The 26,171-nt window shown below is 63.8% G+C and carries 25 protein-coding genes and 1 riboswitch; of the genes, 19 read left to right on the top strand and 6 right to left on the bottom strand.

The annotated features are described in order from the left end of the window. The first annotated feature begins 270 nt into the window (after positions 1–270). The 11 genes from ACIQUG_RS05360 to ACIQUG_RS05310 all read left to right on the top strand — a co-directional run bounded on the left by ACIQUG_RS05360 (position 271) and on the right by ACIQUG_RS05310 (position 13,212). Positions 271–747 (top strand): RidA family protein, encoded by a 477-nt coding sequence (locus ACIQUG_RS05360; protein ID WP_402318221.1) that lies wholly within the window; start codon positions 271–273, stop codon positions 745–747. Between the two features lie 184 nt (positions 748–931). Then, positions 932–1,148: riboswitch (cobalamin riboswitch) on the top strand. A gap of 104 nt (positions 1,149–1,252) precedes the next feature. After that, complete coding sequence (locus ACIQUG_RS05355) at positions 1,253–1,666, top strand: DUF1636 family protein (protein ID WP_402318219.1); 414 nt, start codon at positions 1,253–1,255, stop codon at positions 1,664–1,666. Between the two features lie 22 nt (positions 1,667–1,688). Next, positions 1,689–2,492, top strand: coding sequence for an ABC transporter ATP-binding protein (locus ACIQUG_RS05350; RefSeq protein WP_402318216.1), 804 nt, complete (start codon positions 1,689–1,691; stop codon positions 2,490–2,492). Then, positions 2,489–3,442: an ABC transporter substrate-binding protein gene (locus tag ACIQUG_RS05345; protein WP_402318213.1), complete on the top strand. Its 954-nt coding sequence runs from the start codon at positions 2,489–2,491 to the stop codon at positions 3,440–3,442. The genes ACIQUG_RS05350 and ACIQUG_RS05345 overlap by 4 nt, the downstream gene beginning before the upstream one ends. A gap of 3 nt (positions 3,443–3,445) precedes the next feature. Further along, positions 3,446–4,513 (top strand): FecCD family ABC transporter permease, encoded by a 1,068-nt coding sequence (locus ACIQUG_RS05340; protein WP_402318210.1) that lies wholly within the window; start codon positions 3,446–3,448, stop codon positions 4,511–4,513. A 92-nt stretch (positions 4,514–4,605) separates the two neighbouring features. Next, positions 4,606–5,166 carry a DUF924 family protein gene (locus ACIQUG_RS05335; protein WP_402318207.1) on the top strand — a complete coding sequence of 187 codons (561 nt, stop codon included), beginning with the start codon at positions 4,606–4,608 and terminating at the stop codon, positions 5,164–5,166. A gap of 126 nt (positions 5,167–5,292) precedes the next feature. After that, on the top strand, positions 5,293–8,070 hold the full coding sequence (locus ACIQUG_RS05330) for a mechanosensitive ion channel domain-containing protein (protein ID WP_402318205.1): 2,778 nt from the start codon (positions 5,293–5,295) through the stop codon (positions 8,068–8,070). A gap of 167 nt (positions 8,071–8,237) precedes the next feature. Then, entirely contained in the window at positions 8,238–8,516 is a 279-nt protein-coding gene (locus ACIQUG_RS05325) for a hypothetical protein (protein WP_034788099.1), read from the top strand. A 301-nt stretch (positions 8,517–8,817) separates the two neighbouring features. Next, the gene (locus tag ACIQUG_RS05320; protein ID WP_402318201.1) at positions 8,818–10,374 is read left to right on the top strand and encodes a caspase family protein; all 1,557 of its coding nucleotides are present in this window, start codon (positions 8,818–8,820) and stop codon (positions 10,372–10,374) included. Positions 10,375–10,530: 156 nt separating this feature from the next. Continuing rightward, a complete protein-coding gene (locus tag ACIQUG_RS05315) occupies positions 10,531–11,292 on the top strand; it encodes an MBL fold metallo-hydrolase (RefSeq protein WP_402318198.1) in 762 nt (253 codons plus the stop codon). Positions 11,293–11,454: 162 nt separating this feature from the next. After that, on the top strand, positions 11,455–13,212 hold the full coding sequence (locus tag ACIQUG_RS05310; protein ID WP_402318196.1) for an adenylate/guanylate cyclase domain-containing protein: 1,758 nt from the start codon (positions 11,455–11,457) through the stop codon (positions 13,210–13,212). 41 nt (positions 13,213–13,253) lie between these two features. Here ACIQUG_RS05310 and ACIQUG_RS05305 read toward each other — a convergent pair whose 3' ends face one another. Next, the gene (locus ACIQUG_RS05305; RefSeq protein WP_402318193.1) at positions 13,254–14,663 is read right to left on the bottom strand and encodes an adenylate/guanylate cyclase domain-containing protein; all 1,410 of its coding nucleotides are present in this window, start codon (positions 14,661–14,663) and stop codon (positions 13,254–13,256) included. A gap of 110 nt (positions 14,664–14,773) precedes the next feature. Continuing rightward, positions 14,774–15,190: a nuclear transport factor 2 family protein gene (locus tag ACIQUG_RS05300; RefSeq protein ID WP_402318190.1), complete on the bottom strand. Its 417-nt coding sequence runs from the start codon at positions 15,188–15,190 to the stop codon at positions 14,774–14,776. 130 nt (positions 15,191–15,320) lie between these two features. Between ACIQUG_RS05300 and ACIQUG_RS05295 the strand changes: the two genes are divergently transcribed. The 6 genes from ACIQUG_RS05295 (at position 15,321) to ACIQUG_RS05270 (ending at position 20,774) form a co-directional block, all read left to right on the top strand. Next, on the top strand, positions 15,321–15,731 hold the full coding sequence (locus tag ACIQUG_RS05295; protein ID WP_402318187.1) for a GFA family protein: 411 nt from the start codon (positions 15,321–15,323) through the stop codon (positions 15,729–15,731). A gap of 128 nt (positions 15,732–15,859) precedes the next feature. Further along, positions 15,860–16,933 (top strand): cyclic nucleotide-gated ion channel, encoded by a 1,074-nt coding sequence (locus ACIQUG_RS05290; protein ID WP_402318184.1) that lies wholly within the window; start codon positions 15,860–15,862, stop codon positions 16,931–16,933. 185 nt (positions 16,934–17,118) lie between these two features. After that, positions 17,119–17,952 carry a response regulator gene (locus ACIQUG_RS05285; protein WP_402318181.1) on the top strand — a complete coding sequence of 278 codons (834 nt, stop codon included), beginning with the start codon at positions 17,119–17,121 and terminating at the stop codon, positions 17,950–17,952. A 284-nt stretch (positions 17,953–18,236) separates the two neighbouring features. Continuing rightward, positions 18,237–19,529 (top strand): diguanylate cyclase, encoded by a 1,293-nt coding sequence (locus tag ACIQUG_RS05280; protein WP_246764997.1) that lies wholly within the window; start codon positions 18,237–18,239, stop codon positions 19,527–19,529. Positions 19,530–19,651: 122 nt separating this feature from the next. After that, on the top strand, positions 19,652–20,128 hold the full coding sequence (locus ACIQUG_RS05275; RefSeq protein ID WP_043619793.1) for a VOC family protein: 477 nt from the start codon (positions 19,652–19,654) through the stop codon (positions 20,126–20,128). A 211-nt stretch (positions 20,129–20,339) separates the two neighbouring features. Further along, on the top strand, positions 20,340–20,774 hold the full coding sequence (locus ACIQUG_RS05270; RefSeq protein ID WP_402318177.1) for a DUF805 domain-containing protein: 435 nt from the start codon (positions 20,340–20,342) through the stop codon (positions 20,772–20,774). A 161-nt stretch (positions 20,775–20,935) separates the two neighbouring features. On the opposite strand, the gene ACIQUG_RS05265 is transcribed toward ACIQUG_RS05270, so the two are convergent. From ACIQUG_RS05265 to ACIQUG_RS05250, 4 genes are all read right to left on the bottom strand, one after another. Then, positions 20,936–21,535, bottom strand: a complete 600-nt coding sequence (locus ACIQUG_RS05265; RefSeq protein ID WP_402318174.1) for a YdeI family protein — start codon at positions 21,533–21,535, stop codon at positions 20,936–20,938. A 416-nt stretch (positions 21,536–21,951) separates the two neighbouring features. Continuing rightward, a complete protein-coding gene (locus tag ACIQUG_RS05260) occupies positions 21,952–22,956 on the bottom strand; it encodes a GlxA family transcriptional regulator (RefSeq protein ID WP_034788530.1) in 1,005 nt (334 codons plus the stop codon). 884 nt (positions 22,957–23,840) lie between these two features. Continuing rightward, positions 23,841–24,044 (bottom strand): hypothetical protein, encoded by a 204-nt coding sequence (locus ACIQUG_RS05255; protein ID WP_043619754.1) that lies wholly within the window; start codon positions 24,042–24,044, stop codon positions 23,841–23,843. A gap of 99 nt (positions 24,045–24,143) precedes the next feature. Further along, complete coding sequence (locus tag ACIQUG_RS05250) at positions 24,144–24,422, bottom strand: hypothetical protein (RefSeq protein ID WP_052201885.1); 279 nt, start codon at positions 24,420–24,422, stop codon at positions 24,144–24,146. Positions 24,423–24,534: 112 nt separating this feature from the next. Between ACIQUG_RS05250 and ACIQUG_RS05245 the strand changes: the two genes are divergently transcribed. Together ACIQUG_RS05245 and ACIQUG_RS05240 are read left to right on the top strand one after the other, a co-directional pair. Beyond that, positions 24,535–25,425: a LysR substrate-binding domain-containing protein gene (locus tag ACIQUG_RS05245; protein ID WP_043619755.1), complete on the top strand. Its 891-nt coding sequence runs from the start codon at positions 24,535–24,537 to the stop codon at positions 25,423–25,425. 83 nt (positions 25,426–25,508) lie between these two features. Then, positions 25,509–26,153: a VIT1/CCC1 transporter family protein gene (locus ACIQUG_RS05240; RefSeq protein WP_402318168.1), complete on the top strand. Its 645-nt coding sequence runs from the start codon at positions 25,509–25,511 to the stop codon at positions 26,151–26,153. Positions 26,154–26,171: the final 18 nt, after the last annotated feature.

The raw sequence follows: 26,171 nt of genomic DNA, 5'->3' as shown, positions 1-26,171 counted from the left end.
ATGCGTCCCCCGCATGCGATCGAAACACGGATGCGCGCGGCCGGGTCGCGCCGGCACTTCAACTCTGGTGTTGTAATTCGTAATGTTATCTCGCAACGTGAGGCATGAGGCGCTTTCTCTTGGCTATGCTTGAACATACGGCTGGAGGCGCAAGGAACGGTGGGCCTTTCTGCTTGCGATAGGGGCGACAGAACTTCGAGGGTCGAGATGAAACGCGGCATCGTCTGCGCAAGCGCGGCCGGTTCGTAAGGTGACGAGGAGGGGGGAGCAATGATGGATGAGGTTATCCGTAGGCTGGGGGCGCTAGGCGTTCAGCTTCCAACGCCGCCGAAGCCGCTCGGCGCCTACCGCGCGGTGATCGAGGCGGGCGAGATGCTTCATGTCTCGATGCAGGGGCCGCTGCTCGACGGGCGCTTCGTCCATACGGGGCTGCTCGGGCGCGAGGTGACGATCGACGAGGGGCGCAAGGCGGCCGAGCTGGCGGTGCTCAATGCGCTGGCGCAGATCCACGAACATCTCGGCCGTTTCGAGCGCATTCGCCAGATCGTCCGGCTGGAGGGGCATGTCGCCTGCACCGAGGATTTCCTCGACCACCCGAAGGTGCTCGACGGCGCCTCCGAGTTTCTGGCTGCCGCCTTTGGCGAAAGGGCGGGCCATATCCGCTCCGTCTGCGGCGTGCGCAACCTGCCGGGCAACGCAGCGGTGGCGGTGACGCTGACGGCCGAGCTCTTTCCGCCGGAGTTCTGAGGCGGCACGGCCGCCTGCCGGCCGTAAGGCGGATTTCGTCTGTTGGGCGTCGGATCGTGTCCGGCGCTCAATTTTCGGCTTGCGTTATGTAATGTTATTTAATAACAAACTGCGCATGACGATACGCCGCATGTTGATAGATCCTTCCCGCCTGTGCCGTGCGGTTGTCTCCCCTGCCGATTCATGCGAGGAAGGCGGTGATGGTGCTGCGTCCGCGACAATGCGGAGGCGGCTGAAAAGGGAACACGGAACGGACGACCCTGATGGGGCCGAGACCGTGGCTGCCCCCGCAACTGTGAGCGGAAAGCGCATTCACACCATGTCACTGGCGATAAGCCGGGAAGACGTGGATGCGCCACGACCCGCGAGCCAGGAGACCTGCCATCGAACCGATCAACCACAACGGACGGGGTGTTCCGATGGAAAAGAACTGGCTTTCGCACGACGGCTATCCGTCCTTCTGCCGTTTCGCCATCTCTTGCCGTCAGTCCGGCGGAGGGCAGGAATGGCTGAGCCGAATTTCCGACAGCACAAGATAACGGTCTGCACCGATTGCCGCTTCACCGGTGGCCCCTGCGCGCCCGGTGCCGAGCTGATCAAGCGGCTGAACGGCAGCATTGCCGCGCTTGGCGCGCCGCTCGATCGTGACTTCTCGATTGCCGGCACGGTGTGCATGGCGGCCTGCACGCGGCCCTGCACCATTGCCTTCCAGGCGACGGGGAAGGCAACCTATCTCTTCGGCGACGTCTCGCCGGAAGAGGATATCGAAGATCTCGTACGCTTTGCCACAACCTATGCGGAGCGTGGCGATGGCATGACGCGGGCGGCCGAGCGGCCACGCGGGCTGAAAGGCAAGACACTTGCCCGCATCCCCGCAGCGATGCTCGTTTCCGAAGACCTCGGCGGGCACTTCCAATGAGGGCGCAGGGAGGGATCAACCCATGAGCTGCACGGCGACGGGAGCGGCACTCAAGGTCGAGGGCCTTCACTGGGGGCCACGCGCGGGGCTGACGCTGGTCAAGGACATCGGCTTTTCGATCGCGGCGGGCAGCCGGCTTGCGATCCTGGGGCCGAACGGTGCCGGCAAGACCTCGCTTCTGCGCTGCCTCTACCGGGCGGTGCAGCCGAACGCCGGCCGTGTTTCGGTCGATGGCATCGATCTCTGGTCGATCTCGGCGCGCGAGGCGGCAAGGACGATCGCCGTCGTCCTGCAGGAAATGCCCGGGGACTTTCCCTTCAGCGTGCGCGACGTCGTGATGATGGGGCGCATTCCGCGGCGGGAAGGCTTGAGCGGCTGGAGCGATTTCGACCGCGATCGGGTGCAGCATGCGCTGGCGCATCTCGATCTCGCGCATCTTGCCGGTCGCCAGTTCTCCACGCTTTCGGGCGGTGAGAAGCAGCGGGTGCTGATTGCCCGTGCGCTGGCGCAGGAGCCGCGCATCATCATCCTCGACGAGCCGACCAACCATCTCGACATCCGTCACCAGCTCGAAATCCTCGAGTTGCTGCAGACGTTGAAGCTGACGATCGTCTCGACGCTGCACGACATCAATCTCGCCGCCGAGTTTGCGACCGACGTCGCGATCCTGACCGCCGGGCGGCTGACGGCCTTCGGCACACCCGAAGAGGTGCTCAGCCCCGGCGAACTTTCGGCCGCCTTCGGCGTCACTGCCACCGTTCACAATGCCGCCGCCGGCGGCGCCCGCTTTTCCTTTTCACTTCCTCGACAGGGATCTATTTCATGAAGATCAATATTGCCCCGTTTTCCCTTCTTTTCGTGCTTGCCGCCGCCACGCCGGCGCTCGCCTATCCGGTCACGGTCAAGAGCTGCAACCGCGAAGTGACCTTCGACGCGGCGCCGCAGCGCGCGATCGCCAACGACGTCAACCTGGTGGAGATGATGCTGGCGCTGAGGCTGCAGGATCGCATGGTCGGCTATACCGGCGTTTCCGGCTGGAAGACGCTGGACGAGAAGCTGCGCGAAGGCGTCAAGGAACTGCCGGAGCTTTCGGAGAAGTATCCGACCAAGGAAGTGCTGCTCAACGCCGATGCCGACTTCTTCTTTGCCGGCTGGAACTACGGCATGAAGGTCGGCGGCGAGGTCACGCCCGAAACCTTGGCGCCCTTCAAGATCGGCGTCTACGAGCTGACCGAATCCTGCATCCACGTGATGGCCAAGGCAAAGCCGACGATGGACGACATGTTCGTCGATCTTCTCAATCTCGGCCGCATTTTCGGCGTCGAGGATCGCGCCGAGACGCTGGTCGACGGCTACCGCCGCCAACTTGCCGAGATCACCAAGGCGAACGCCGGCAAGGCAAAGCCGACACGGGTCTTCGTCTATGATTCAGGCGAGGAAAAGCCCTTCACGTCCGGCCGCTTCGGCATTCCGACGGCGATGATCGAGGCCGCCGGCGGCGCCAACATCATGGACGATGTTGAAAAGAGCTGGGTGGAGATCTCCTGGGAGCCGGTGATCGAGCGCAATCCGGAAGTGGTGGTCGTCGTCAACTACGGCGAGGTGAAGGCCGAGGACAAGATCGCCTTCATGAAGACCAATGCGGCATTCAAGAATGTCGATGCCGTCAGGAACGATCGCTTCGTCGTGCTCGACTATGTCGAGGCGACGCCGGGGCCGCGCAACATCGACGCCATCGCCCGCCTCGCCAAGACCTTTCACGGCGAAGGCCTGTAACCGATGCTGGCTGAGGATACGTCGGCTGACACCGTTGCGGTTTCGCGTGCCGCGTCTCAACGGGTGGCCCGCAGCGGTCTCGGCCTTGCCGCGGGCCTGCTGCTGCTTCTCCTGACGGTGACGGCCGCCGTATCGCTCGGCTCGGCGCAGATCCCGGTTGCAACCGTCTGGTCGATCATCGCCAGCAAGATCTCGCCCGGTAGCGTCGAGGTCTTCTGGTCGGCGGGCCGCGAGAGCATCGTCTGGGACGTGCGCCTGCCGCGGGTGATGTTGGCGAGCCTCGTCGGGGCTGGGCTGGGGCTGACCGGCGCCGTGCTGCAGGCGGTCACGCGCAATCCGCTCGCCGATCCGCATCTGCTCGGCGTTTCCTCCGGTGGCGCGCTCGGCGCGATCGTGGCGCTGCTGCACACCGGCATGATCCTCGGCCTTGCCACGGTGCCGCTCTTTGCCTTTGCCGGCGCGCTGCTCGCAACCGTGCTGGTCGCCTACGTCTCCCGCGTGCTCGGCAGCAGCGCCGACCGGCTGGTGCTCGCCGGCGTCGCGGTCGCCTTCGTCTTAACGTCCGTCGGCAACCTCATGATTTTCCTTGGGGATCCGAGGGCGACCCATACGGTCATCTTCTGGATGCTCGGCGGCCTTGGTCTGGCGCAATGGTCGCAGCTCGTCTATCCCGGCGGGGTGCTCTTCGTCTCGCTCGCCTGGCTGATGATCCGGGCGCGCGAGATCAATGCGCTCGCCATGGGCGACGAAACGGCGATGACGCTCGGCATTCCCGTGCGCCGCTTCCGGCTGACGCTGTTCGTCGTCACCGCACTTCTGACCGGGGTGATGGTCGCCTTTTCCGGCGCGATCGGTTTCGTCGGGTTGATGGTGCCGCATTTCGTGCGGCTCCTGGCCGGCAGCGACAACGTGAGGGTCATTCCGCTTTCGGCCTTCTTCGGGGCGCTGACGCTGATCCTTGCGGATCTGACGGCCCGCGTCATCATGGCGCCGGAGGACATGCCGATCGGCGTCGTCACCGGTCTCGTCGGCGGCATCGCCTTCATTGCCATCCTGAAGCGACGCGCGTAAGGCGGGTAGCAACAAGTTATGGACAAGGGCCGGTTCCGGCCTATGTGTTAGCGGGGGCCGGGCGATCGGCCATTGGGCCGCAAGAGGAGCATATGGCGAACGAAGCTGACATTTGCACGCCGCAGGACGTTCTCGACTTCTGGTTTGGCGAACTCACCTATGACGACTGGTTCGGGACGAGCCACGAGCTCGACCAGGCCTGCATCCGCCGCTTCCAGGCGTCGCACCTGGCGCTGGCCCGGGGCGTCGACGAGATCTGGCGGGCGAGCCCGGAAAACCGACTGGCGGCGATCGTGCTTTTGGACCAGATGCCGCGCAACATGTTTCGCGGCACGCCGCTCGCCTTTGCCACCGATTGCCTGGCGCTGCACGAGGCGAAGCTTGCCGTCGGCACCGGGGCTGACATGGCGATCAAGCCGGAATGGCGCGCCTTCGTCTATCTGCCCTTCGAGCACTCGGAAAACCTTACCGACCAGACCATGTCGGTGAAGCTCTTTACCGAACTCGGCGATGCCGATTATCTCGACTACGCCATCCGGCACCGCGAGGTGATCGAGCAGTTCGGCCGCTTCCCGCATCGCAACGCCTTTCTGGCGCGCGCCTCGACGGAGGCCGAACTTGCCTATCTGGCGCAGCCCGGCGCGGGTTTTTAACGGGAAAGCGGGCGCCGGCGACGATTTATCGCCGTTCTTTGCATCTTTCCGCCGTCTTTCGTATTCACATCGAAACGTGAAGACGGCCGGAGCGATTCCGGGCCACGGTCTCAATCTGCAAGGATCATGAAATTGCGTTCTGTCGGAAAACTGCCCGCCATTCTCGTCTGCCTGCTGGCGCTTGCCGTGGGCGGCCCGGTCATGGCCCAGAAGGCGGCGCAACCGGCACAGGCAATCGCACAGGCCGGGCAGAAGTCGGCACAGCCGGCGCCATCCGCACAATCGGCCCAGACCCCGTCGCAACCGGCGGGCCAGCCTGCGACCGACGAGAACGGACAGCCCGCCGCGGCCGACACGACGCCCGATGCCGCCACCACCACGCAGCCCGCTCAGAACGCTCCGGCTCCCGCGCAGGCAGCCCCTCAGGCCGAGGCGGCCGCGCCTGCCGAAAACCAGGCGGCGGAGCAACTCGCGAAGGCGGGCGACGAGCTCAAAAAGCTGACGGATCTCGTCGCGAAGGCCAAGGACGACGACATCAGCCTGGCCGATCTCAAGGTTCAGGTCGACGCGCTCGCCAAGCAGATCATCGGCGTTTCGGTTTCGACGCGTCCGCGGCTCGACGAGATCAAGGCGCGGCTGACCGAACTTGGCGATCCGCCGGCCGAGGGGCAGCCGGCAGAAGCCGACATCGTGACTGCCGAGCGCAAACGGCTGGTCGCCGAACGCGGTGCGATCAACGCGCTGACCGGCGAGGCCGAAGGCCTGTCGGTGCAGGCGACGAAGCTGTCCAACGCCATTACCGCGACCCGTCGCGCGCTGTTTTCCAATACGCTTTTGAAGAACACCGAAGTGTCGACCGGAATGTTCGACGACGCGCTGGCCGCTACGGCGGACGAAACCCGGGTTCTGTCGCGCAGCGTCGGGAGCTGGCTGAGTTTCGCCTGGAACTACAAGCGCGTGCCGCTCCTGACGGCGCTTTTCCTGTCGATGCTGGCGGCGCTCGTGTTCCTTTCCGGCAGCCGCAGGCTCTTTCGTCCGCTGATCGAGCATGACATTACCGATGAGGAGCCGAGCTACTTCCGGCGGCTCTCTGTCGCGTTCTGGTCGACGCTGATCCCGACGATCGCTTCGGCCGCCTTCGCGGTATCGAGCTTCCTGTTCCTGCGCGGCTTCAACGTGCTGCGGTCCGACATCGCGCCGATCATCGCCATCACGCTCGGGGTGGCGGTTGTGGTGTTCTTCGTGACGAGGCTCGCCCAGGCGGTGCTGTCGCCACGCGATGCGCGCTGGCGGCTGGTGCGGGTGTCCGATCGCGGCGCCCGGATGCTGATGATCGCCATCTTCGCCATGGCGCTGGTCAACGGCCTCGATTTCCTCTTCGGCGGCGTCAGCGAGGCGCTCGGCTCTCCCGTCGTCCTCACCGTCGTCAAGAGCTATATCGCCTCGATCGTCATCGGCCTCATCATCATGGCGTCGGCGTGGATCAAGCCGACGCTCAGAAAAGACGAGTCCTTCGATGCACATGGCCGCGCCTGGCCGAAAGTGGTGTCCTTCGCGCTGCTTGCGACTGGCGCCCTGCTAATCATCGCCGCCGTGTCCGGCTATGTCGGTCTTGCCCGCTTCATCGCGACGCAGATCATCATCACCGGCGCGATCCTGGTGACGATGTATATCGGTATCCTCACCGGCCGGGCGGTCGCCAAGCAGGGTGCCTTCGCCGAGACCTCCGCCGGGCGATATCTCGAGCGGCGCTACAATCTGGAACAGGTGGGGCTCGACCAGATCGGCCTTGTCGCGGGCCTCAGCATCTACGCGCTCGTGGTGATGTTCTTCATCCCGCTGATCCTCCTTCAGTGGGGCTTCCAGGTTGCCGATATCGAGTCCTGGGCCTACCGGATGGTCACCGAGATCAAGATCGGCTCGATCACCATATCGCTGGTCGGCATTCTCGCGGGCATCCTGTTCTTCGCGCTCGGCTATGTCGTCACTCGCTTCGTGCAGCGCTGGATCGACGGCAATATCATGGCGCGCAGCCGTGTGGATGCCGGCGTGCGCAACTCGATCCGCACCGGTATCGGTTATACCGGCGTCGGCCTTGCCGGCCTGATCGGCCTGTCGGCGGCGGGCATCGACCTCTCCAACCTCGCGCTCGTCGCCGGTGCTCTCTCGCTCGGCGTCGGTTTCGGCCTGCAGAACATCGTCTCCAACTTCGTCTCGGGGCTGATCCTGCTCGTCGAACGGCCGTTCAAGGTGGGCGACTGGATCGTCAGCGGCACGACGGAGGGCTTCGTCAAGCGCATCTCGGTGCGCGCGACCGAAATCGAGACCTTCCAGCACCAGTCGATCATGATGCCGAACTCGCTGCTCATCAACGCGTCGGTCGGCAACTGGACGCATCGCAACAAGCTCGGCCGCTCCGAAATCGCCATCACCGTCACCTATGCCAGCGAGCCGCGCCGGATCATGGAACTGCTTTCCGAGATCGCCGCGGCCCATCCCATGGTCTTGAAAAACCCGTCGCCGAGCGTCGGCTTCACCGCTTTCGGCGATGACCGCATGACCTTCGAGTTGCGCATCTACGTCGCCGACGTCCTCACCGGCGGCGGCGTGCGCAACGACCTGCGCGTCTCGATCTACGAGCGTTTCCGCGACGAGGGCATCGGTGCGCCGTTCCCGGTCAAGATCGAGGACGTGCCGGTCGAGGACCAGACCGGCATCGAAAGCCATCACCCGGAAGAGGTGGGCGAGCCGAAGGGCGCCACCTCGGCCGAGGCAAGGGCCGCGGGCAAGTCTACCGCTTCGGACAAGAAGACCGCCGCTGCGGCGCCGCTCGACGAGGAGCGCGACGCGGAGGAAACGGGCAGTCGCCGGGTGGCCAGCCGCCGGACAACCCCAAACCGCTGATAAACGGACCGTTCAGCCACTATTCAGCCGGCCTGCCATAAAAAGCATGCAATTCTTCTGGTGACCGACTACGCTGGTCATCGGCTGAAGAGGTGGCCGGCGCAGCGTCGCGAACCGACGGGGCGGCCGGCTCGGCAAGAGGGCGGCGCGTCTGGCGTCGATGGGCGATGAAGAAATTTGTGATTGCTTTGCTTTCCGGTTTGCTGATGGCCGGTGCGCCGATGGCGGGTGCTGCCAGTGCCGCGACTGTCACGAACAAGGACAGCGAGACCGCCGTTCTGATCGTCGTCGAGGGCGAAAGCCGTGTGGAAGTGGCGATCGCATCCGGAGCGACTGAAATGATCTGCCCGAGCGGCTGTTTCGTCACCGCGCCGAGTGGTGACCGCATTGGCCTGCAGGGCGACGAAAACGTCGAGATCGTCAACGGCAACGTCGTCGTCAAGTAACCTTCCATTCCGCTCAAGCGGCGCGACAGGCGCGCCGCTGACCGGCGTCCATCCTTCATTCGACATTCGCGCAGGCGCCGTTGCTGATGGCGCCCGAAAGCCCTTGCGAGCGATCGCGGCGGCTCTTGCTAATCCCAAGGGATGGGCGAGGGCGGCGACCGCCTCACTCCTTCGGGCGGGCAAGGTCCCGTCAGAGCCGCCGGACACCCTCCTTGCATTGACAGGCCGCATTGCCGGTAGCACGCTTGGGCGTTGGGGCTGACGCGTGGTCGCGATCATCCGCGAATTGCCGGGGGGAGCCATGCCATTCCTTCGCATCGCCTTGTCCGTTCTGCTGGTGCTTTTCGCATCGGAGGCGCTGGCCGAAAAGCGCGTGGCGCTGGTCATCGGCAATTCCGCCTATCAGCATGTGGCCACCTTGCCCAATCCCGGCAACGACGCACACGACATGGCGGCAAAGCTCGAAGGTCTGGGCTTCGAGGTGGTGACAGGTGCGGATCTCGACCTTGCCGGGGTGCGTCGCGCAGTGCGCGACTTCGTCGGCCGGCTCGACGGTGCAGACCTCGCCTTGTTCTTCTATGCCGGCCACGGCCTGCAGGTGAACGGCGAAAACTACCTCGCCCCCGTCGATGCGACGCTTGCTTCCTCGGTCGATCTCGAATTCGAGGCGGTGCCGATGAACCTGATCCTGTCGGCGATGGAGCGCAGCACGCGGGTCAACATCGTCCTGCTCGACGCCTGCCGCGACAATCCTCTGGCGGTCAATCTCGCCCGTTCGATGGGCACGCGTTCCGCCTCGGTCGGCCGCGGCCTTGCCAAGGTCGGCACCGGCATCGGCACGCTGATCGCCTTTTCCACGCAACCCGGCAATGTCGCCCTTGACGGATCGGGGCGGAACTCGCCATTCACATCGGCGCTGTTGAAACATCTCGGCCAGCCGGGTCGCGACATCACCCGCGAGCTGATCGACGTGCGCCGCGACGTGCTGGCGGCAACCGGCGGCAAGCAGGTGCCCTGGGACAATTCCTCGCTGACCGGCGAGGTGGTGCTGAAGCCGGCAATCGACGGCACGCCGGCGCCCGCGGAGGCGCCCGCGACAGGGCAGGCGGCCGAGCTTGCCTATTGGGAAACGATCAAGGATGCGACGGACCGCGACCTCTTCGACGCCTACCTGCAGCAATATCCCGACGGTGCGTTCGCTTCGCTCGCCAGGGCAAAGATCAAGATCATCGAGCGGGCTTCAGCACCGTCATCCGAAGGCGTGCCCGACGGAGCGGGTGGCCAGGCCGTGGCGGCCATCGATCCGGCGCTGGCTGCACCCAATGCCGATGACACGACATTGGCCCGGTCCGTACAGGTCGAGCTCAACCGGCTTGGCTGTCGCGCCGGTAGCGAAGACGGGGTCTGGGGCGAAGGTAGTCGCAAGGCGCTCGAAGCCTTCTCCAAGTTCGGCAAGGTCGACCTTGCGACGCTCGAACCCTCCAGCGACGTGCTCGATCGCCTGAAGTCGGAGAAGGCGCGGATCTGCCCGCTTGCCTGCGGCCGCAACCAACAGGCAAAAGACGGTCGCTGCGTCACAATCCAGCGCGAGGCGAAACTGCCGCAGCCGAGCGAGACGCAAGGCACGATCAAGACACCGCAGAAAAACACCGGCACCCGTGCGATCAACCCGCCGGCCGAACTGCAGAAAAAGAGTTTTTCGAGTTGCCCCGAGAGCGCGAACGTTGCCTTCCGGCAGATGTTCTCCCGCGGCTCGGGCCGAGGCCGGATGACGATTTCCGCCACCCACTCCTGCGGCCGCGCCTATGCCTGCCACCGCACGGCGCGGGGGCAGCCGTGGGATTGCGGCTGGCGGTGAGGCGGACGACGCGTGCCACCGTCATCGAACGGGGGTGGCGTTACTGGGCGGCTGCCTTTCTCAACCCTTGCGCGCCAATTCAGGGCTTGATTTCATCGCTGCATGCGCAAGGATCGGCGCTACGGTCAAGGCCGGTTCCGGCAAGGGAGAAACTCGATGAAACTCCAGCTTATCCGCAACGCTACCCTCAAGCTCGACTATGGCGGCCATACCGTGCTGATCGATCCCTTTCTTGGGCCGAAGGACAGCCTGCCGTCCTTTGCCGGGCGCGCGCCCAATCCTTTGGTCGAGCTGCCGTTCGACACCGACACGATCCTTGCCGGCGTCGAGCTCGTCATCGTCTCGCATCTGCACGAGGACCATTTCGACGACACTGCCAAGCATCGCTTGCCGAAGGGACTGCCGATCTTCTGTCAGCCGGGTGACGAGGAGGCGATCCGCGGGGCCGGTTTTCGCGACGTCACGCCGCTTCTCGGCAAGGCGCAGTGGCAGGGCCTGAAGCTTACCCGACGCGACGGCAGCCACGGCCTTGGCCCTGTCGTTCAGGACATGGGGCCGGTCATGGGTTTCAGCCTCGAGGCCAAGGGCGAACCGACGGTCTACTGGGCCGGCGACACGGTGCTCTATCCGGCGATCGAAAAGACCATCCACGACACGAAGCCGGATGTGATCGTTACCCATTCCTGCGGCGCGCGCTGGGACGGCGCCCTGATCGTGATGGATGCGGCGCAGACGATCGCGGTCTGCGAGGCCTCCAAGAAGAGCATCGTGGTTGCGACCCACATGGAGGCGCTCGACCATGCGACGGTCAGCCGAGGCGACCTGCGCGCCGCCGCCAGCGCCCACGGCATCGCCTTGACCAGGCTGCTCATTCCGGATGATGGCGACGTGCTGACGTTGATACCACCTGTCGTCTAGGGGCCGGCAGATTGCAGCAGGGCAAGCCTTCACACTGCGGAGCGCGTTATCGCTCGGCGGTGGCTGTCATCCGCTCTCGCTTGCCACTGGCATCTGTGAATATTCTAGAATTCGCGCATATTAGGCTCAGCGAAATCCTCCGCCGCAGGAGCGGTCACCGTTGTGGATCGAAAGCTCGCAGCCATCCTTGCGGCCGATGTCGCCGGCTTCAGTCGCCTCGCAGCGCTCGACGAGGAAAACACGCTTCGCGCGCTCGAGCGGTGCCGGGGGCGGATTGCCGAATTGGTGGGTGACCATGGCGGTCGCATCTTCGGCAGTGCCGGCGATGGTCTCGTCGCCGAGTTTCCAAGCCCGGTTCAGGCGGTGCGCTGCGCGGTGGAAATCCAGCGCGGTCTTCTCGACATGGAGGATCTGCCCGCGGAACGCCGCCTGCAGTTTCGCATCGGCGTCAATCTCGGCGACATCGTCGTGTCGGGAGACGATCTGCTCGGCGACGGGGTCAATATCGCCGCGCGCCTGCAGGAGATCGCCGCTCCGTCGGGCATCTGTATTTCCGGGGCGGTGCGCGAACATCTCGACGGCAAGGTGCCCTTCGCGCTGACCAGCCTCGGCGAGCGGAACTTGAAGAACATCCCGCGGCCCATTCTGGTTTTCCGGGTCGACTGGCAAGATGAGGTCGCTGTCGGAGGCGGCATCCTCGACGGGGTGCCGCCGGTCGGTCGCAGCAAGGACCAGCCGTCGCTCGTGGTCATGCCCTTCGACAATCTGAGCGGGCCGGGCGACGACTACTTCGTCGATGGTGTCGTGGAGGAAATCACTGCGGCGCTCTCGCGCGTCCGCGACTTCTTCGTCATCGCGCGCCAGTCCGCCTTCACCTACAAGGGGCGCTTCGTCGATGTGCGGGACGTCGGCAGCGAGCTCGGCGTCACCTATGTGGTCGAAGGCACCGTGCGACGCGGCGGCGACCGGCTGCGCATTTCCGTGCAACTGGTGGACGCCGAGACCCGGACCCAATCCTGGTCGGATCGCTACGAGGGCGCCATCGAGGATATTTTCGAGTTCCAGGATCGGATCGCCGCGCAGGTGGCTGGCGCCATCCACCCGGCCATCCGCGATGCCGAGATCGAGCTTGCCAGGCGCAAGCCGCCGGCCAGCCTGCGCGCCTATGATTTCGTCATGCGCGCCTTCCCCAATCTCTGGGGGCGCCGCAAGGAAACCAACAACCAGGCGATCGAACTGCTTCGGCAAGCGATCTTGGTCGATCCCGGCTACGGCCGCGCCCATGCGCTTTTGGCCTGGTGCCATGCCTCGAGCGCTTCCTATCTGTGGACCGACCAGCCGGAGCGCGAACTGGACCTGGCACGGGCGGCGATCGAAGGCGCGGGCGCGATCAGCGACGATCCGACGGCTTTGACTGCGGCTGGTGCGACAATGAGCATCTGCGGCGATCAGGAGCGCGCCGCCACCTTTATCGAAAAGGCGTTGGCGCTCGATCCGAACAATGCCTGGGCATGGGCGCGCCTCGGCTGGCTCGCGCTTTTCACCGACGATCCCGCGCGTGCGACGGAGCGCTTCCGGCGTGGGATGACGCTGAGCCCGAGGGACCCACTCGCATTCAACATGAGACTGGGGATGGCCTTTTCCATGGCGATGCAAGGGGATCTCCCGCAAGCCATCGCGATAGCCCACGACGTCGTCAACACTTATCCTGATGTGACCTGGTCCTATCGCCACCTCGCGGCCTGGTCGGCGCTAGCAGGGGACATGGAGACCGCCCGATGGGCGGCGCGGAAGCTGCTGGCAGCGGAGGTGGGGTTCACGATCGAGCGGTATCGGGCGCTGCCCTGGTTTCAGAGGATACCGCAGTGGCGGGATCGGATGGCCGAGGGGCTCCGGCAATCCGGAGTGCCCGAACGCTGACCGCCGCTTGCGCGACATGCGCGTTGCGTTTCCGGCAAGCTTCACGGGATCGAGAAGATGCTGATCTCGTTGGTGATGCCGCGCAGCGCGACATTGTGCGATTGCGGATTGAGGCCGCGATCGCTGAGCAGGCTTGAGGCGCGCGGATCGTCGAGCACCGAACCGGTCGCAAAGATTTCGCGCGAGCTGGCCAGATGCTGGACCCGAGAGGCGATGTTGACCGTCTGGCCGAAATAGTCCTGCCGCTCGTTGAGGCTGACGGCGATGCACGGTCCCTCATGGATGCCGATTTTCAAGAGCAGGTCTTCCGAGCCGCGGTCGTCGTTCAGCTTTCGCATGGCGTCGCGCATGCGCATGGCGGCGGCGACCGCCCGGTCCGGCGTCGGGAAGGTGGCCATGACGGCGTCGCCGATCGTCTTGACGACTGCGCCTGCTTCCGCCGCGACGATCTCGTTGACGACGCTGAAATGGGTCTTCACCAGATCGAAGGCGGCGAGGTCGCCGACCCGCTCGTAAAGCTCGGTCGAGCCGCGCAGGTCGGAGAACAGGAAGGTGAGGCTGGTGATCTTCAGCCGCTGGTCCACGTCGATCGTGTCGGTGCGGTAGATGTCGCGGAAGGTCTGGTTGGAGAGCAGCCGTTTGGCGGTCAGGAAAGGACGGCGCCGGCCGAGGATACCGTGCAGCGCGTCGTTGGCGATGCAGACCGAGGGCAGGGTGCGCACATCCGTGTGGTTTTCCACCTGGATGCGCAGGGGGCCTGGCTGCATGGTCAGCGCTTCGTCGTGGCGATGGCCGCGGTCGAAGACCAGCGACAGCGTGCGTCGCTCCTTGGTCGGCTCGCCCTTGACGTCGATGAACTGCGCGGCATGGGTCACCGGCTCGAAGATGATGATGAATTCCGCCGGCATCTGCAGCGAGATCACCGCCTTTTCTCCGGGCGGCAGTTCCAGCGCCTCGATCATGAAGTCGTCGACCTGGGCCTCGTAGCCCTCCTCGGGCAGTTCGATGCCCGAGCCCCAGTAGATCTGGCGGAAATATTCGAGCGGCGGCAGTTCGTGCGGGCTGTGGGCCTCGATGTGGCGTATGCGCGGGTTCACGGTGAAGGTCACCTCCACCATCTCGTCCAGCGTCGGCTCATAGCCGGCGGCGCAAAGCGAGCAGGTATAGGTTTCGCTCTGCACGGTCTTCAGCGACGTGTTGGCATCGAGCACGCCGCCGCAGCCGGGACAAAGCACATTCCAGGAAAGCTCGAAAAGGCCAAGGCGGGAGGCATGCAGGAAGGCGGCGATCGCCTTTTCCTCGTCGAGCCCGTGCTCGGCGGCAAAGGCGAGTGCGTTGATGCGGCCGAGCTTGCGGTCCGGCGCTTCCCGGACAAATCGCTCCAATACGCCGGCGATTTCAGGCTGCACGGTCTGGCGCAGCATATCGAACAGAGGCTGGGCTTCACTCATGCCGGCATCCTACACCGAAAACGAGCGCCGGGGCAGACGGTTTATCGGCGCTTGATCTCGAGCGGGGCAGGTGCTGTCACTTTCCTGCCCTTGTGCTGTGCCGATCCGGCCTACGCCGCCGTGCGGTCGCGGCCAAAAGGATCGCCGAGCAGCGATTCCGTATGCAGGCAGGCTCGCCATCCACCGTCCTCGCGCACCCAAGTGGTTGCGTCGGCCGCCTTCAAGGTCAGGGATTGGTCGTCGACGTCCATCTCCTCGGTCACCGTGTAGGCGATGACGGCGACGTCCGCGCGCGGAAACATCACGCTGACATCGTCGAGGCGGAACGACTTGAGCTTCCAGGATCCTTCGGCCTGGTCGGCCATCCGGCGATAGTCGTCGCGGGTGAGAAGAGCTGCACCTTGTGCACCCACGACCATCGACCTGTCCGGCAGCATCGCGACCGACGCGTCGGTATCCTTCTCCATGATGGTCCGCCAGAATTCCTGTTCGAGATCGATGATCTGCTGTTCGTCGGCATGTACCATTGTTCGAACCCTCCGTTTACATCAGGCAAAAGTCCGCGGACGGCCAAAGGTTCCGGCAGATCGACGGGAACTCGTGAGCTGCCTGCGCCGTTTTCCAGGCTCAACAGTTTTTCAAGCAGGATGGCCACCTATGACGACCCTCTCGGGAAAATGCCTTTGCGGTCAGGTGACGCTCTCGGTGCGCGGCGAACCGATCCGGGTCGGCATCTGCCACTGCATGGACTGCCGCAAGGAGAGTGGTTCGGCGTTCACCTTCTACGGCATTTGGCCGGCGGATCAGTTTGAATATTCGGGTGAAATCTCGGACTTCCAGGGTCGGTGCTTCTGTCCGCATTGCGGCTCGCGCGTCTTTTCGGTCGATGCACACGAGGCCGAAGTCAAGCTCGGTGTGCTCTCCCAGGCGCCGACGCCGCTGAAGCCGAGCTACGAACTCTGGGTCAAACGCCGGGAGCCGTGGCTGCCTCCGGTCGAAGGGGCTGCGCAGTACCAGGAAGACCGCGTGCGCGCGGGCAATGACGGGCCGGCCGGCACCCGCTACTAGGGGCGTTTCGCCACAAATTCCAAACCCCTTAAATGAGCATCGATTCATGCAAGGAATTGTGCTTTAGATCAAAGCGTTGCCGCCCATCTGGCCGAGACGTCGTCGGCGAGCGGATGCTGGGGGAGTGAATGTCGGCACGGCTTTCCTTACGAATTTCCACGCCGCTCAACGGGCTGCTGGCAGCGCTCGGCCTTGCCGCCGTCGCGGCGCTGACGACGCGCAATATCGGCGCGACGACGCGACTGTCGCTGGAGCTGGTGCTTGGCGGCCTCTGGCTTTTCTATGTGCTGCAGCTGGCCGATACGCTTGCCGCCTGGCCCACGGCGGACCGCCGCGCGCTGATGCCGCATCTCGTCATCGATGCGGTGGCCGTCGTCGTTCCGCTGGCCGCCTTCCTGTTCGCCGATCCGCGCGACCAGAGCCTCTATTGCGGCGTCTGGCTCCTGAAGCCCTTGCGCCATTCCACCTTCTTCCGGCTGCTCGGCCGGGTGGTGGCGCGCGCCGCGCCCAATCTCGTCGGCGTCACTTCGCTCTTCGGCATCGTGCTCTTCGGTGCATCGCTGGTCGCCTATCTGATCGAGCGCGACATCCAGCCGGATAAGTTCGGCAGCATTCCGCAGGCCATGTGGTGGGCGGTGGTGACGCTGTCGACCACCGGCTACGGCGACGAGATCCCGCAGTCGCTGGCCGGCCGGGTGCTTGCGGGCCTGGTGATGATGAGCGGCATCGGCATCTTCGCGCTCTGGGCGGGTATTCTCGCCACCGGGTTTTTCGAAGAAGTGCGCCGGCAGGATTTCGTGCGCAACTGGCAGCTGGTCGCGGCGGTGCCGCTGTTCGAAAAGCTCGGCTCGGCCGCCTTCGTCGAGATCGTCCGGGCATTGCGCTCCCGCGTGGTGCCGGCAGGGAGCATCATCTGCCGCAAGGGCGAGCCGGGCGACCAGATGTACTTCATCGTAGAAGGGCGTGTGACGATCGCAACGCCGTCGCCGACGCCGGTCGAGCTCGGGCCTGGCAGTTTCTTCGGCGAGATGGCGCTGATATCGGGCGAGCCGCGCTCTGCGACCGTCACCGCCGCCACCGAGGTCTCCTTGCTGTCGCTCTATTCGGAGGATTTCCAGATGCTGTCGAGCAGCAATCCGGAGATCGCCGAGGTCATCCGCCGGACCGCCGAGACGCGGCGTGGCCGAACCCCGGAGGCATGAGGAATGCAGGCGTCCGGAGCCGTTGGCGTCTCAACGCGGCACGCCCTTCTCATTAATTCGCCGGCCGCCCATTAACACCGAAGAAAGCCTTTCTCCTCTAGCATGGAACCTGCAAGTTACAGCGACTAGGCGGGCATGAAGAACGCGCGGAGCTGTAGGGGGACACTCTTTTACATAGGCGTTCAATGTCATTTTTTGGCGTTTCCGGGATGTATTATTCCGGCGAATCCCTTGCCGAGCACCGCATCGTGCTCGCCGAGGACTCCAACCTCTTTTCCTCGATGGTCTCGAAGCGGCTGAAAGAGCTGTTCGACATCGATGTCATCGTCTGCCGCGATTATGACGATCTGCAGTTCGCCGTTGAAAACGCGACATTCCCGGCTTCGCTCGCCATCTCCAACATCAACCTACCGGGGGCCGAGAACGGCGAGGCGCTCAACTATCTGATCGAGATGAGCGTGCCGACGGTCGTCTTCACCGGCTCGTTCCAGGAATCGACGCGCGAGAAGATTCTTGCCAAGGAGATCGTCGACTACGTCATCAAGGACAGCGTCTTTGCCGTCGACATGCTGGCGGAATCCGTCTGCCGCTTCCTCACCAACCACAAGCACCACGTGCTGATCGTCGACGACAGCCCGACCGCACGCGCACTGCTGACGACGCAGCTGAAGCGCTACAACTTCCGCACCAGCTCGGCCGAAAACGGCGCGATGGCGCTGGAGCTTCTGAAGAACAATCCGGATATCGGCCTCGTCATCACCGACTACAACATGCCCGATATCGACGGCTTCGAGCTGACGCGGCGCATCCGCGGTTCCTACGGGCCGCACCAGTTGCGCATCATCGGCGTTTCGTCGTCGACCAACCGGCTTCTGTCGGCGCGGTTCCTCAAAGCCGGCGGCAACGACTTCGTCGTTCGCCCCTTCGTCAACGAGGAGTTCTACTGCCGCGTCAACCAGAACCTGGACACGCTGACGAAGATCCGCACACTCAGTGAAAAAGTTAGGGTTCCTGCTTAACCATCAAAACAAGAAGGGCGAAAACCCCTTAGAATTATTGGGCGCGTGCATCAAAAATGCCGCGCACAGGTTGCTGCATTAACGAAATTGCAATCCGATCGGTCTTCAATCCGCCGCAGCAGGAGCGGGGAGCCCGGTCACACGGATCACGCCGGCCAGGCGCGGCAAGTGGCCGGGTTGAAGATATCGGGAGCCAGCGTCACCCCTTGAGGGAAGCACGCCTGCGGCTCGAGAGGGGTTGCAGGGACGTGAGATTGCGCCGCACGCCAGGCCGGGTGAATTCTGTGCAAAAGCACAGCGACAAGCGCATGCTGCTTGTCGAGGACTCCCGGATGTTCGCGACGGCGCTGAAGTACGGGCTCGAATCCGTCCACGGCATTCGCGTTACCCATTGCAGCTCGCTGGCGGCGCTGAGAGAAGCGCTGGAACAGGCGCCGGACAGTTTCTCTCTCGCCGTTCTCGATCTCAATCTGCCGGATGCGCCCAATTGCGAGGCGCTCGACTTCATCCTCGACAACCAGGTTCCGGCCGTCGTCTTCACCGCGGCCTTCAACGACCATACGCGCGAGGAGATCCTCAGGCGCGGCGCGCTCGATTGCGTCATCAAGCACCAGCCGGAATCGATCAATCTTTTGATCGGCGCCGTCGACCGGGCGTTGACCAACGGCAAGACGACGGTGCTGCTTGCCGATTCCGATTCCGCCTCACGCAGCGAACTGGCCGGCATCTTGAGGCGGCAGCGGATTTCCGTCTGCGAGGTCGCGTCCGCCGCCGATGCGCTGCAGGTGCTCGATAGCGGCGAAGCCGTGGATCTTGTCGTCACCGACCTTGATCTCTCCGACATGTCCGGCGCAGCGCTGCTTGCCGAGGTGGAGCGGCGGCGGGGCGATGGTGCGGTGCCGGTCATCGGCCTCTCCGACAGTGGCGACCGGCGCGCCGGCGCACGTTTCCTGGAAGCAGGCGGTACGGATTTCATCCAGAAGCCCTTCCTCGAAGCGGAGTTCAACGGGCGCATTGCACAGGCCGCAGGCGTGCAGAAGCGGCTGCAGACACTGCAGCGGCAGGCGGCCAGCGACTATCTCACCGACCTCTACAACCGGCGTCACTTTTTCGTGGCGGGTCCGCGGGTGGTCGAGCAGTGCCTCAGGCGCGGCGAGCCGACGGCAATAGCCGTGCTCGACATCGATCATTTCAAGCGCCTCAACGACACCTATGGCCACGAGATCGGCGACATCGTGCTGAAGCACGTGGCCAAGCGCCTGTCCGCGCTTGTCGGCGAGGATCATCTGCTTGCCCGCCTCGGCGGCGAGGAGTTCGGCATCCTCTTTAACGGCTGCGACGTGCGGCGCGCCTTCGCCTTTTGTGACGCGCTGAGGCTCGAACTCGCAAAATCCCGCATCGTCGCCGACGACGAAGAACTGACGATCACGGTCTCGATCGGCCTTGCCACCATCGAGAGCTCGGAAGCCTTCGAGAACTACCTGCACGCCGCAGACCAGTTTCTCTACATGGCCAAGCATGCCGGCCGGAACCGGGTGATTTCCGAACTGGCGCTGCTCGACGCGCTGGCGTCGTAAACTGCCGGGCAAGCCGGCGGGCCCACCTTCAGAAATAAAGATCTGCCACCTGTCGGCTTGGAACGAAGTCGATCGTCCTTCGGTTACCGCACATGATCAGGCGGCACGAGGAGGACCAAATCATGACCAATGTCGTTTCAAATCTCTGGTTTGCGAAGGAGGCGCGCCAAGCGGTCGACTTCTACATTTCGCTCGTTCCCAATTCGGCGATCATCCGCGTCACCACCTTGCCGGCGGAAAGCCCGAGTGGGCCACCCGGCAGCGTGACGACCATTGAGTTCACGCTCGGCAATCAGGAATTCCTGGCGCTGGAAGCCGGGCCGCTCGATCCGTTCAACCATGCATTCTCGATCATGATCCAGTGCGATACCCAGGAGGAGATCGACCGGATCTGGAACGCGATCAGCGAAAACGGCGGACAGATCGAACAATGCGGCTGGATCCGCGACCGCTGGGGGCTGTGCTGGCAGATCGTGCCACGGGTGCTCGGCGACATGGTCGCCCATTCCGACCGTGCGCGCGCCAAGCGCGTGACGGAAGCGATGCTCGGCATGATCAAGCTCGACATCGCCGAACTGGAGCGGGCGTTCCACGGCTAGGGGATGGCTGTCTCGTGGGTGCGGGGCCCGTGAGCGGCGGGGGCGGCAAGCGGGCTTTGGCCCGCTTCCGACGACGCTCAGGATGTCACGCACAAGCCCGCCATCGGCGCAACCATGGGGCGTTTTTTGGTCGCCATGACATCTACCCGTTTGTGAGCGAAGCGTTTATAGGATCACAAGGCTGGCCTGCGCGAGGGCGCTTGGAAGCGCATTGGTTGTTGGGGGAAACGACGTGAATTTGCAGATGTTTACGAGTGCTGATGGCCGCATCGGACGTCAGGCCTGGTGGTTGGCGCAGATCGTTATCTGCGTTGCGGCAGTGGTCGCTGGCTTCGCGGGCGCGGCGTTGCTGGCGCTTTCGGGCGTCGACAATTATGCCGCGGGCTTCAGCCTTATGCATATGCTTGCCTCCATCATCATCGCCGCGACTCTCTATTTCAGCTTCACGGTCAACACCAAGCGCTGGCACGACCATGGCCGTTCCGGATGGTGGAACCTTGCGCTGTTCGTCCCGGTGGTCGGGCCGCTGCTGGGCCTCGTTATGCTGGGCTTTCTCGCAGGCGAGGAGGGTGACAATCGGTTCGGCCCGCTGGCCGTTCGCTACGCCGGAGACGATGCACAGCGCTTCGGCCGCGCCGGTCAGTGAAGCCGGGCGCTAGGTCAAAAGGCTACGGCGCCGCTTGCGCGTTGTCGTCGCGCTGATTTTCACCCCTGCACGTGCCGAGCGCGTGGCGGGGCCGGCATGATCCGGCAGAGCCGTTTTGAGTGTGCGCCGGTGCACACGGCTTTCGCGTCACTCGTACACCGTCATTTCAGTTTCTGCGGATAGATCGTCTCGCCGCGCTTCAGCATCTCGACGAAGGTCTCGATCTTCTTCTTGCGGCCCGCTTCGGTCTTCATGTTGTGGGTGCGGAAGGCGAGCGCGAAGCGGTTCTGGGCGCTGAGTCTGGCGAGCATGTCTCGGGCTTCGGGTTCAGCGTCGATCGCCGTCTGCAGGTCGTCGGGGATCTTCATCTCCTTGCCGCTCGCATAGGCACGGTCCCAGCGGCCGTCGGCCTTAGCGGCATCCACCTGTTCCAGGCCATGCTCGGTCATGCGGCCTTCGGCAATCAGTCGCGCGACATTGTCGACATTGATCTTGCTCCAGATGCTCTTCTTCCCGCGCGGCGTATAGCGCTGCAGGAAGCTCCTGTCGTCGAACCCCTTGCGCACGCCGTCGATCCAGCCCCAGCAGAGCACCGCGTCGATTGCCCCCTTGGGCGTGATCGAAGCAAGGCCGGAGCCGACCTTGTGCGTCTTGATCCAGACTTCTGTTTCGCTCTGGTGGTGGGCGGCGAGCCAGTTGTAGAAGCTCTGGAAATCCTTGAATTCGTGGACCTTGGCGGGATCGATTTCAACGGGTGCCATGTCGGCTCCTGCTCGTGGTGATGGCGGCGGGTCTGGTCGCGGCATGTGACGGACACGCCGATTCCCGGTGCGCACCGACATTCCTATCTAAGTTGTGCGGGTGCAAGCTCCGTCATGCACGCCGTGCCGGTTGTGGTATCGGCAAACGGAGCGGAACCGCAAACAATCAAAGGCAGGCTGTGAGCAAGACGACAACCCGCGTGATGACCTCTCGATTCGTCATCCTCGGGCTCGACCCGAGGATCCATGCCGAGCGACGGTTTGGCGCCTGGATACTCGCGCCTAGCCGATGCTGGGGTAAGCCCGAGCATGACAGCGAGGAAGAGGAAGCGTCTGCGAGCAACGCTGCCTGTACGCGAAAGGCAAACGAAAAGGGCGGATCGCTCCGCCCTTTGAGTGTTTCCTTCTATCGGCCGTTACCGCGCCATCTGCAGCGTCAGCTTGCGGTCGGCGCGCTCCTGCTGCGGCGAGCGGTTGTAGAGTTCGCGATAACACTTGGAGAAGTGCGAGGCGGAGACGAAGCCGCAGGCAACCGCCACCTCGACCACCGGCATCGACGACTGGATCAGCAGGTGCCGGGCGCGGTCGAGGCGGATCTCCAGGTAGTAGCGGGCGGGCGAGCGGCCCATTTCCTGGCGGAAGAGGCGTTCGATCTGGCGCCGCGAAAGGTCGGCGCCCTCGGCGATTTCCAAGAGCGACAGCGGCTCGGCGAGATTGGCCTCCATCAACTCGATGATCGACAGCACCTTGGCGTTCTGTACGCCGAGGCGGGCGCGCAGCGGCAGGCGCTGGCGGTCATGCGGCCCGCGCACGCGGTCGGTCAGCGCCTGTTCGCAGACGCGGTTGACGAGGCTCTCGCCGAAATCCTGGTCGATCAGGTTCAGCATCATGTCGAGCGAGGCGGTGCCGCCGGCGCAGGTGTAGATGTTGCTGTCGATCTCGTAGAGATCGGCATAGACGTCGACCTGCGGGAAGCTTTCGGAAAAGCCCGGCAGGTTCTCCCAATGGATGGCGCAGCGCTTGCCGGTCAGAAGACCGGCGGAGGCCAGCACATGGGCGCCGGTACAGAGGCTGCCGACGGCCACGCCGCGGTTATAAACCTCGCGCAGCCAGGCATTGACCGACTTGTTGTTGAAGTCCTCGACGTAGATGCCGGAACAGACCAGCACCATCGAGGGGCGGTTTTCGCCGCCCAGGAACTTGCGCTCGTCGGCGAGCGACGAATTGACCTCGAGGGCGATGCCGCTCGACGACAGGACCTTTTCGCCGTCCGACGAAGCGAGGCGCCAGGAATAGGCCTCGTAGCCGAGCATGCGGTTGGCGATGCGGAGCGTTTCGATCGCCGCCGAAAAGGGCAGCATGGAAAAGTTCGGCACCAGGAAGAAGACGAGAGAACGCTTTTTGGTCAGTGGCTTGTTCATGAGGCTTCCCATGCTTGGCGATGCGGGTATATTCGTCGCTTGGAAGATACTCTTCGGCTTGTCTGTTTGCGACATTCGCATGGATAGCAGCGACCGCAAAGAGATTTCGCATTGCGACATCGCGCGGCAAAAGGCGGTTCGGCCCCGCTTTCCGGCTTTTGTAAGGAAAGCGACAGTTTTTACTGTGCCGTTGACGCTATCGGACAAGAACTGCCAGAGATACGCAACATCTGCAAAGTGCGCGCAAGGGTTGTGTTTGCCGATTGCGACTCTTTTCGCGGATACTGCGGGTGTCGGTAAGAGACAAGTCCGGGGGCTGCGCGCTGACGATTGCTCCCCGCTTGGGCCCATTGGGAAGCAACGGCTCGAAGCGCATGACTGAAAATCGGCAAAGCATCGATCCACCAGTCGGCGTAGCAGCCACCCTTCAGCGTCGTCGATGCAACGTTGACGGAACTCGTCCTCGGAAGCCGCGATCAGCGCGATCGAGGCAGCGGAGACCTCCAACATGTGGATTGCTCCAGCGGCATCCGCGAGGAACACATCTCCGAAAAGGTTAGCCCGCAAGATACGGCACGGTACGGGCAGGAGGTCTGACCACGCGTCAAGGTGGACAGCGTCTATCTCACAGGCAAGGAAATCCGAGTGCTTCTGTTGCATCCGGCAATTGTGATGGGTCGGCAGTTTCGCTGCAAGCGCGGGCGCCCCCGATGCACAACTTATGATCACGAGAGAGATCGGTGCAGTTGTCACAGGCAATATGGTGACAACGGTTGGGGCCATACCAGAACCATCCGCGCAAACGAAAAGGACATCGCCTCCTCGGCGATGCCCTTCGATCGATCGTTAACGTGACGCTCAGAAGAGACAGGTCACGCCGTCATTCATTGCTCGGTCTTATGCACCGCATCGTCCACCGACGGGAAGCCGATGTCCTTCAGCGTGTCATAGGACAGGTTTTCGAGAGCCCGTTCCTGGCGATGACGCTTCCACGCTGCCCAGGCACGAACCTGCAGATTGAAGAGACCCGGAAGGGACGAGTGGGAGGATGCCCGTTCCGAGGCCGATGAAAGATGAGTGTTGGACATTTCATGGCTCCTTCTGAGTGTCTCAGCAGGTCGCGACCATGATGATATTTATGGCCTAACCTGACTTATCATTCCAACGAATATGTTTGATGCCTTCCATCAAACATGGTGATTGATTAGCGGGTCCGCAAACATCACGTCGTCACGGACTCTCTGGGGCAGTTTGGCGAGTTCGCGCCGGGCTTCCACCCGATTCCGCGCGATCTGTTTTTCGCGTCGTTGCCGTGCAACACCGTCGAGGACGGCGATCATCTGGTTGAGGGCGTTGAGGACCATGTCGTTGCTCCTGCTATGCTCCTTTTTTACCACTGCCTGCGGCAGGCAGCTGTTACGGAGGGAACTCTTCGAAGCGGCGATAACAAGGGCTGCGGTGGACATGCGTTTCTCCTTCCTGCGTCGTCCTTGAGCTTGACTATCGATCATCGCTGATGTTCAATCAAACGAAATGAAGTGAAGCTTTCTTTCAGTTTTTTTGAATGAGGTTGACGCCATGAACATGCTGATGCGCCATGCGCTTCCGCTTCTCGAAATGGACGTGCTGAAGACTTTCATCGCGATTGCCGAGACCGGCAACTTCACCACTGCCGCCGAAACTGTCTACCGCACGCCGTCGGCTGTCTCGATGCAGATCAAGAAGCTCGAGGAGATGCTCGGCTGCACGCTCTTCCTGCGCGACGCGCGCTCGGTCACCTTGACGCCCAAGGGCGAGCTACTGCTCGGCTTTGCCCGCCGGCTGCTGTCGCTCAACAACGAAACGGTGTCGCGCTTCCTGTTGCCGGACATGAACGGCGTCGTGCGCGTCGGCGCGCCCGAGGACGTGGGTGAGCGCATCCTGCCCGAGGTGCTGAAGCGTTTCGCCGAATCCTACCCGAACGTCACGGTCGATGTGTCGATCGGCATGAGCAACGCCATGCGCAAGAAGGTCGACGAGCACCGGCTCGATATCGCCATCTTCAACAGCCTGACCGAGGGTGTGCCGCGCAACGGCGAAATCCTGATGCAGGAGAAACTGGTCTGGGCCGGCGCCAAGTGCGGCAGCGCGCACCTGAAGGATCCGCTGCCGGTGTCGATGTGGGAGGACGGCTGCGTCTGGCGGGCGGATGCGGTGGAAAAGCTGGCGCGGGCCGGCCGCAAGTTCCGTATCGCGTTCCTCAGCGCCTATACCACCGGGCAGCGCGCCGCCGTGCTTGCCGGTCTCGCGATCGCGCCGCTGCCGCGTTACCTCGTCCAGGGGGAAATGGTACAACTCGGCGAGCGCGACGGCCTGCCGGATCTCGGCCACTACAATATCGGCCTGCAGGTGATCTCGGATGCGCCGGCGCCGGTGCTGGCGGTTGCCGACCATGTGCGTGACGCCTTCGCCGATCTGCAGGTCCAGTAAGGGGAGGTATCGCGGTTGCGCGCTTCCCGGTCGCTGCCCGACGCCTCCCTGTCGTCCCGGTCACGTTCAGCGAGTGCCCGGGCATGAGCGAGCGGTCGCGCATTCTCGATCCGATCGATCGCCTGTCGGAGATCATCTTCGGGCTCCTGATGGCGCTGTCCTTCACGGGAACGATGAGTTCGGTTTCGGGCGGCGAGGGCGGGGTCAATGCCGTGCTGGTTGCCGCGCTCGGCTGCAACATCGCCTGGGGCATCGTCGACGGCGTCATGTATGTGCTGACGACGGTGGTGGAGCGCGTCCGACGGCGCGGTTTCCTCGATCGGCTCAGGCATGAGCGGCTCGATCGCGCCCGCGAATTGTTTCTCGAAAGCCTGCCCGACGATGTGCGTCGCGTCTCTTCGCCCAAGGAAACGGAAGCGCTGCTCGTCCGGGTGAGGGCGCTTTCCCCCGATCCCAGGCACAGGGTGGTGACCGCGCGCGACCTGAAGGCGGCCGTCGCGATCTTCCTGCTCGTCGTCGCCTCGACCCTGCCGCCAAGCATTCCGTTCCTGCTGACGGACAATGTGGCGCTCGCCATGCGCGCCTCCAACGCCATCGCGCTCGCCATGCTCTTCGTCATTGGCGCGCGCCTTGGCCGTTACATGGGCCGCAGCCCCTGGCCAATGGCCTTCGCGATGGCGGCGATCGGCGCCGTGTTGGTGGCGGTGACGATCCTCTTCGGCGGATAGTCAAGTCCAGGGTGCCGC

This window comes from Ensifer sp. NPDC090286 (assembly GCF_044769565.1).
Classification (GTDB): Bacteria; Pseudomonadota; Alphaproteobacteria; order Rhizobiales; family Rhizobiaceae; genus Ensifer.
The sequence above is the reverse complement of the archived record's forward strand: the minus strand, read 5'-3'. Positions and strand labels throughout refer to the sequence as shown.

What these genes read in the sequence shown, in the direction of transcription:
- ACIQUG_RS05360 (WP_402318221.1), top strand. Translation starts at nt 271, where the DNA reads ATGATGGATGAGGTTATCCGTAGGCTGGGGGCGCTAGGCGTTCAGCTT.
- ACIQUG_RS05355 (WP_402318219.1), top strand. Translation starts at nt 1,253, where the DNA reads ATGGCTGAGCCGAATTTCCGACAGCACAAGATAACGGTCTGCACCGAT.
- ACIQUG_RS05350 (WP_402318216.1), top strand. Translation starts at nt 1,689, where the DNA reads ATGAGCTGCACGGCGACGGGAGCGGCACTCAAGGTCGAGGGCCTTCAC.
- ACIQUG_RS05345 (WP_402318213.1), top strand. Translation starts at nt 2,489, where the DNA reads ATGAAGATCAATATTGCCCCGTTTTCCCTTCTTTTCGTGCTTGCCGCC.
- ACIQUG_RS05340 (WP_402318210.1), top strand. Translation starts at nt 3,446, where the DNA reads ATGCTGGCTGAGGATACGTCGGCTGACACCGTTGCGGTTTCGCGTGCC.
- ACIQUG_RS05335 (WP_402318207.1), top strand. Translation starts at nt 4,606, where the DNA reads ATGGCGAACGAAGCTGACATTTGCACGCCGCAGGACGTTCTCGACTTC.
- ACIQUG_RS05330 (WP_402318205.1), top strand. Translation starts at nt 5,293, where the DNA reads ATGAAATTGCGTTCTGTCGGAAAACTGCCCGCCATTCTCGTCTGCCTG.
- ACIQUG_RS05325 (WP_034788099.1), top strand. Translation starts at nt 8,238, where the DNA reads ATGAAGAAATTTGTGATTGCTTTGCTTTCCGGTTTGCTGATGGCCGGT.
- ACIQUG_RS05320 (WP_402318201.1), top strand. Translation starts at nt 8,818, where the DNA reads ATGCCATTCCTTCGCATCGCCTTGTCCGTTCTGCTGGTGCTTTTCGCA.
- ACIQUG_RS05315 (WP_402318198.1), top strand. Translation starts at nt 10,531, where the DNA reads ATGAAACTCCAGCTTATCCGCAACGCTACCCTCAAGCTCGACTATGGC.
- ACIQUG_RS05305 (WP_402318193.1), bottom strand. Translation starts at nt 14,663, where the DNA reads ATGAGTGAAGCCCAGCCTCTGTTCGATATGCTGCGCCAGACCGTGCAG.
- ACIQUG_RS05300 (WP_402318190.1), bottom strand. Translation starts at nt 15,190, where the DNA reads ATGGTACATGCCGACGAACAGCAGATCATCGATCTCGAACAGGAATTC.
- ACIQUG_RS05295 (WP_402318187.1), top strand. Translation starts at nt 15,321, where the DNA reads ATGACGACCCTCTCGGGAAAATGCCTTTGCGGTCAGGTGACGCTCTCG.
- ACIQUG_RS05290 (WP_402318184.1), top strand. Translation starts at nt 15,860, where the DNA reads ATGTCGGCACGGCTTTCCTTACGAATTTCCACGCCGCTCAACGGGCTG.
- ACIQUG_RS05285 (WP_402318181.1), top strand. Translation starts at nt 17,119, where the DNA reads ATGTCATTTTTTGGCGTTTCCGGGATGTATTATTCCGGCGAATCCCTT.
- ACIQUG_RS05275 (WP_043619793.1), top strand. Translation starts at nt 19,652, where the DNA reads ATGACCAATGTCGTTTCAAATCTCTGGTTTGCGAAGGAGGCGCGCCAA.
- ACIQUG_RS05265 (WP_402318174.1), bottom strand. Translation starts at nt 21,535, where the DNA reads ATGGCACCCGTTGAAATCGATCCCGCCAAGGTCCACGAATTCAAGGAT.
- ACIQUG_RS05260 (WP_034788530.1), bottom strand. Translation starts at nt 22,956, where the DNA reads ATGAACAAGCCACTGACCAAAAAGCGTTCTCTCGTCTTCTTCCTGGTG.
- ACIQUG_RS05255 (WP_043619754.1), bottom strand. Translation starts at nt 24,044, where the DNA reads ATGTCCAACACTCATCTTTCATCGGCCTCGGAACGGGCATCCTCCCAC.
- ACIQUG_RS05250 (WP_052201885.1), bottom strand. Translation starts at nt 24,422, where the DNA reads ATGTCCACCGCAGCCCTTGTTATCGCCGCTTCGAAGAGTTCCCTCCGT.
- ACIQUG_RS05245 (WP_043619755.1), top strand. Translation starts at nt 24,535, where the DNA reads ATGAACATGCTGATGCGCCATGCGCTTCCGCTTCTCGAAATGGACGTG.
- ACIQUG_RS05240 (WP_402318168.1), top strand. Translation starts at nt 25,509, where the DNA reads ATGAGCGAGCGGTCGCGCATTCTCGATCCGATCGATCGCCTGTCGGAG.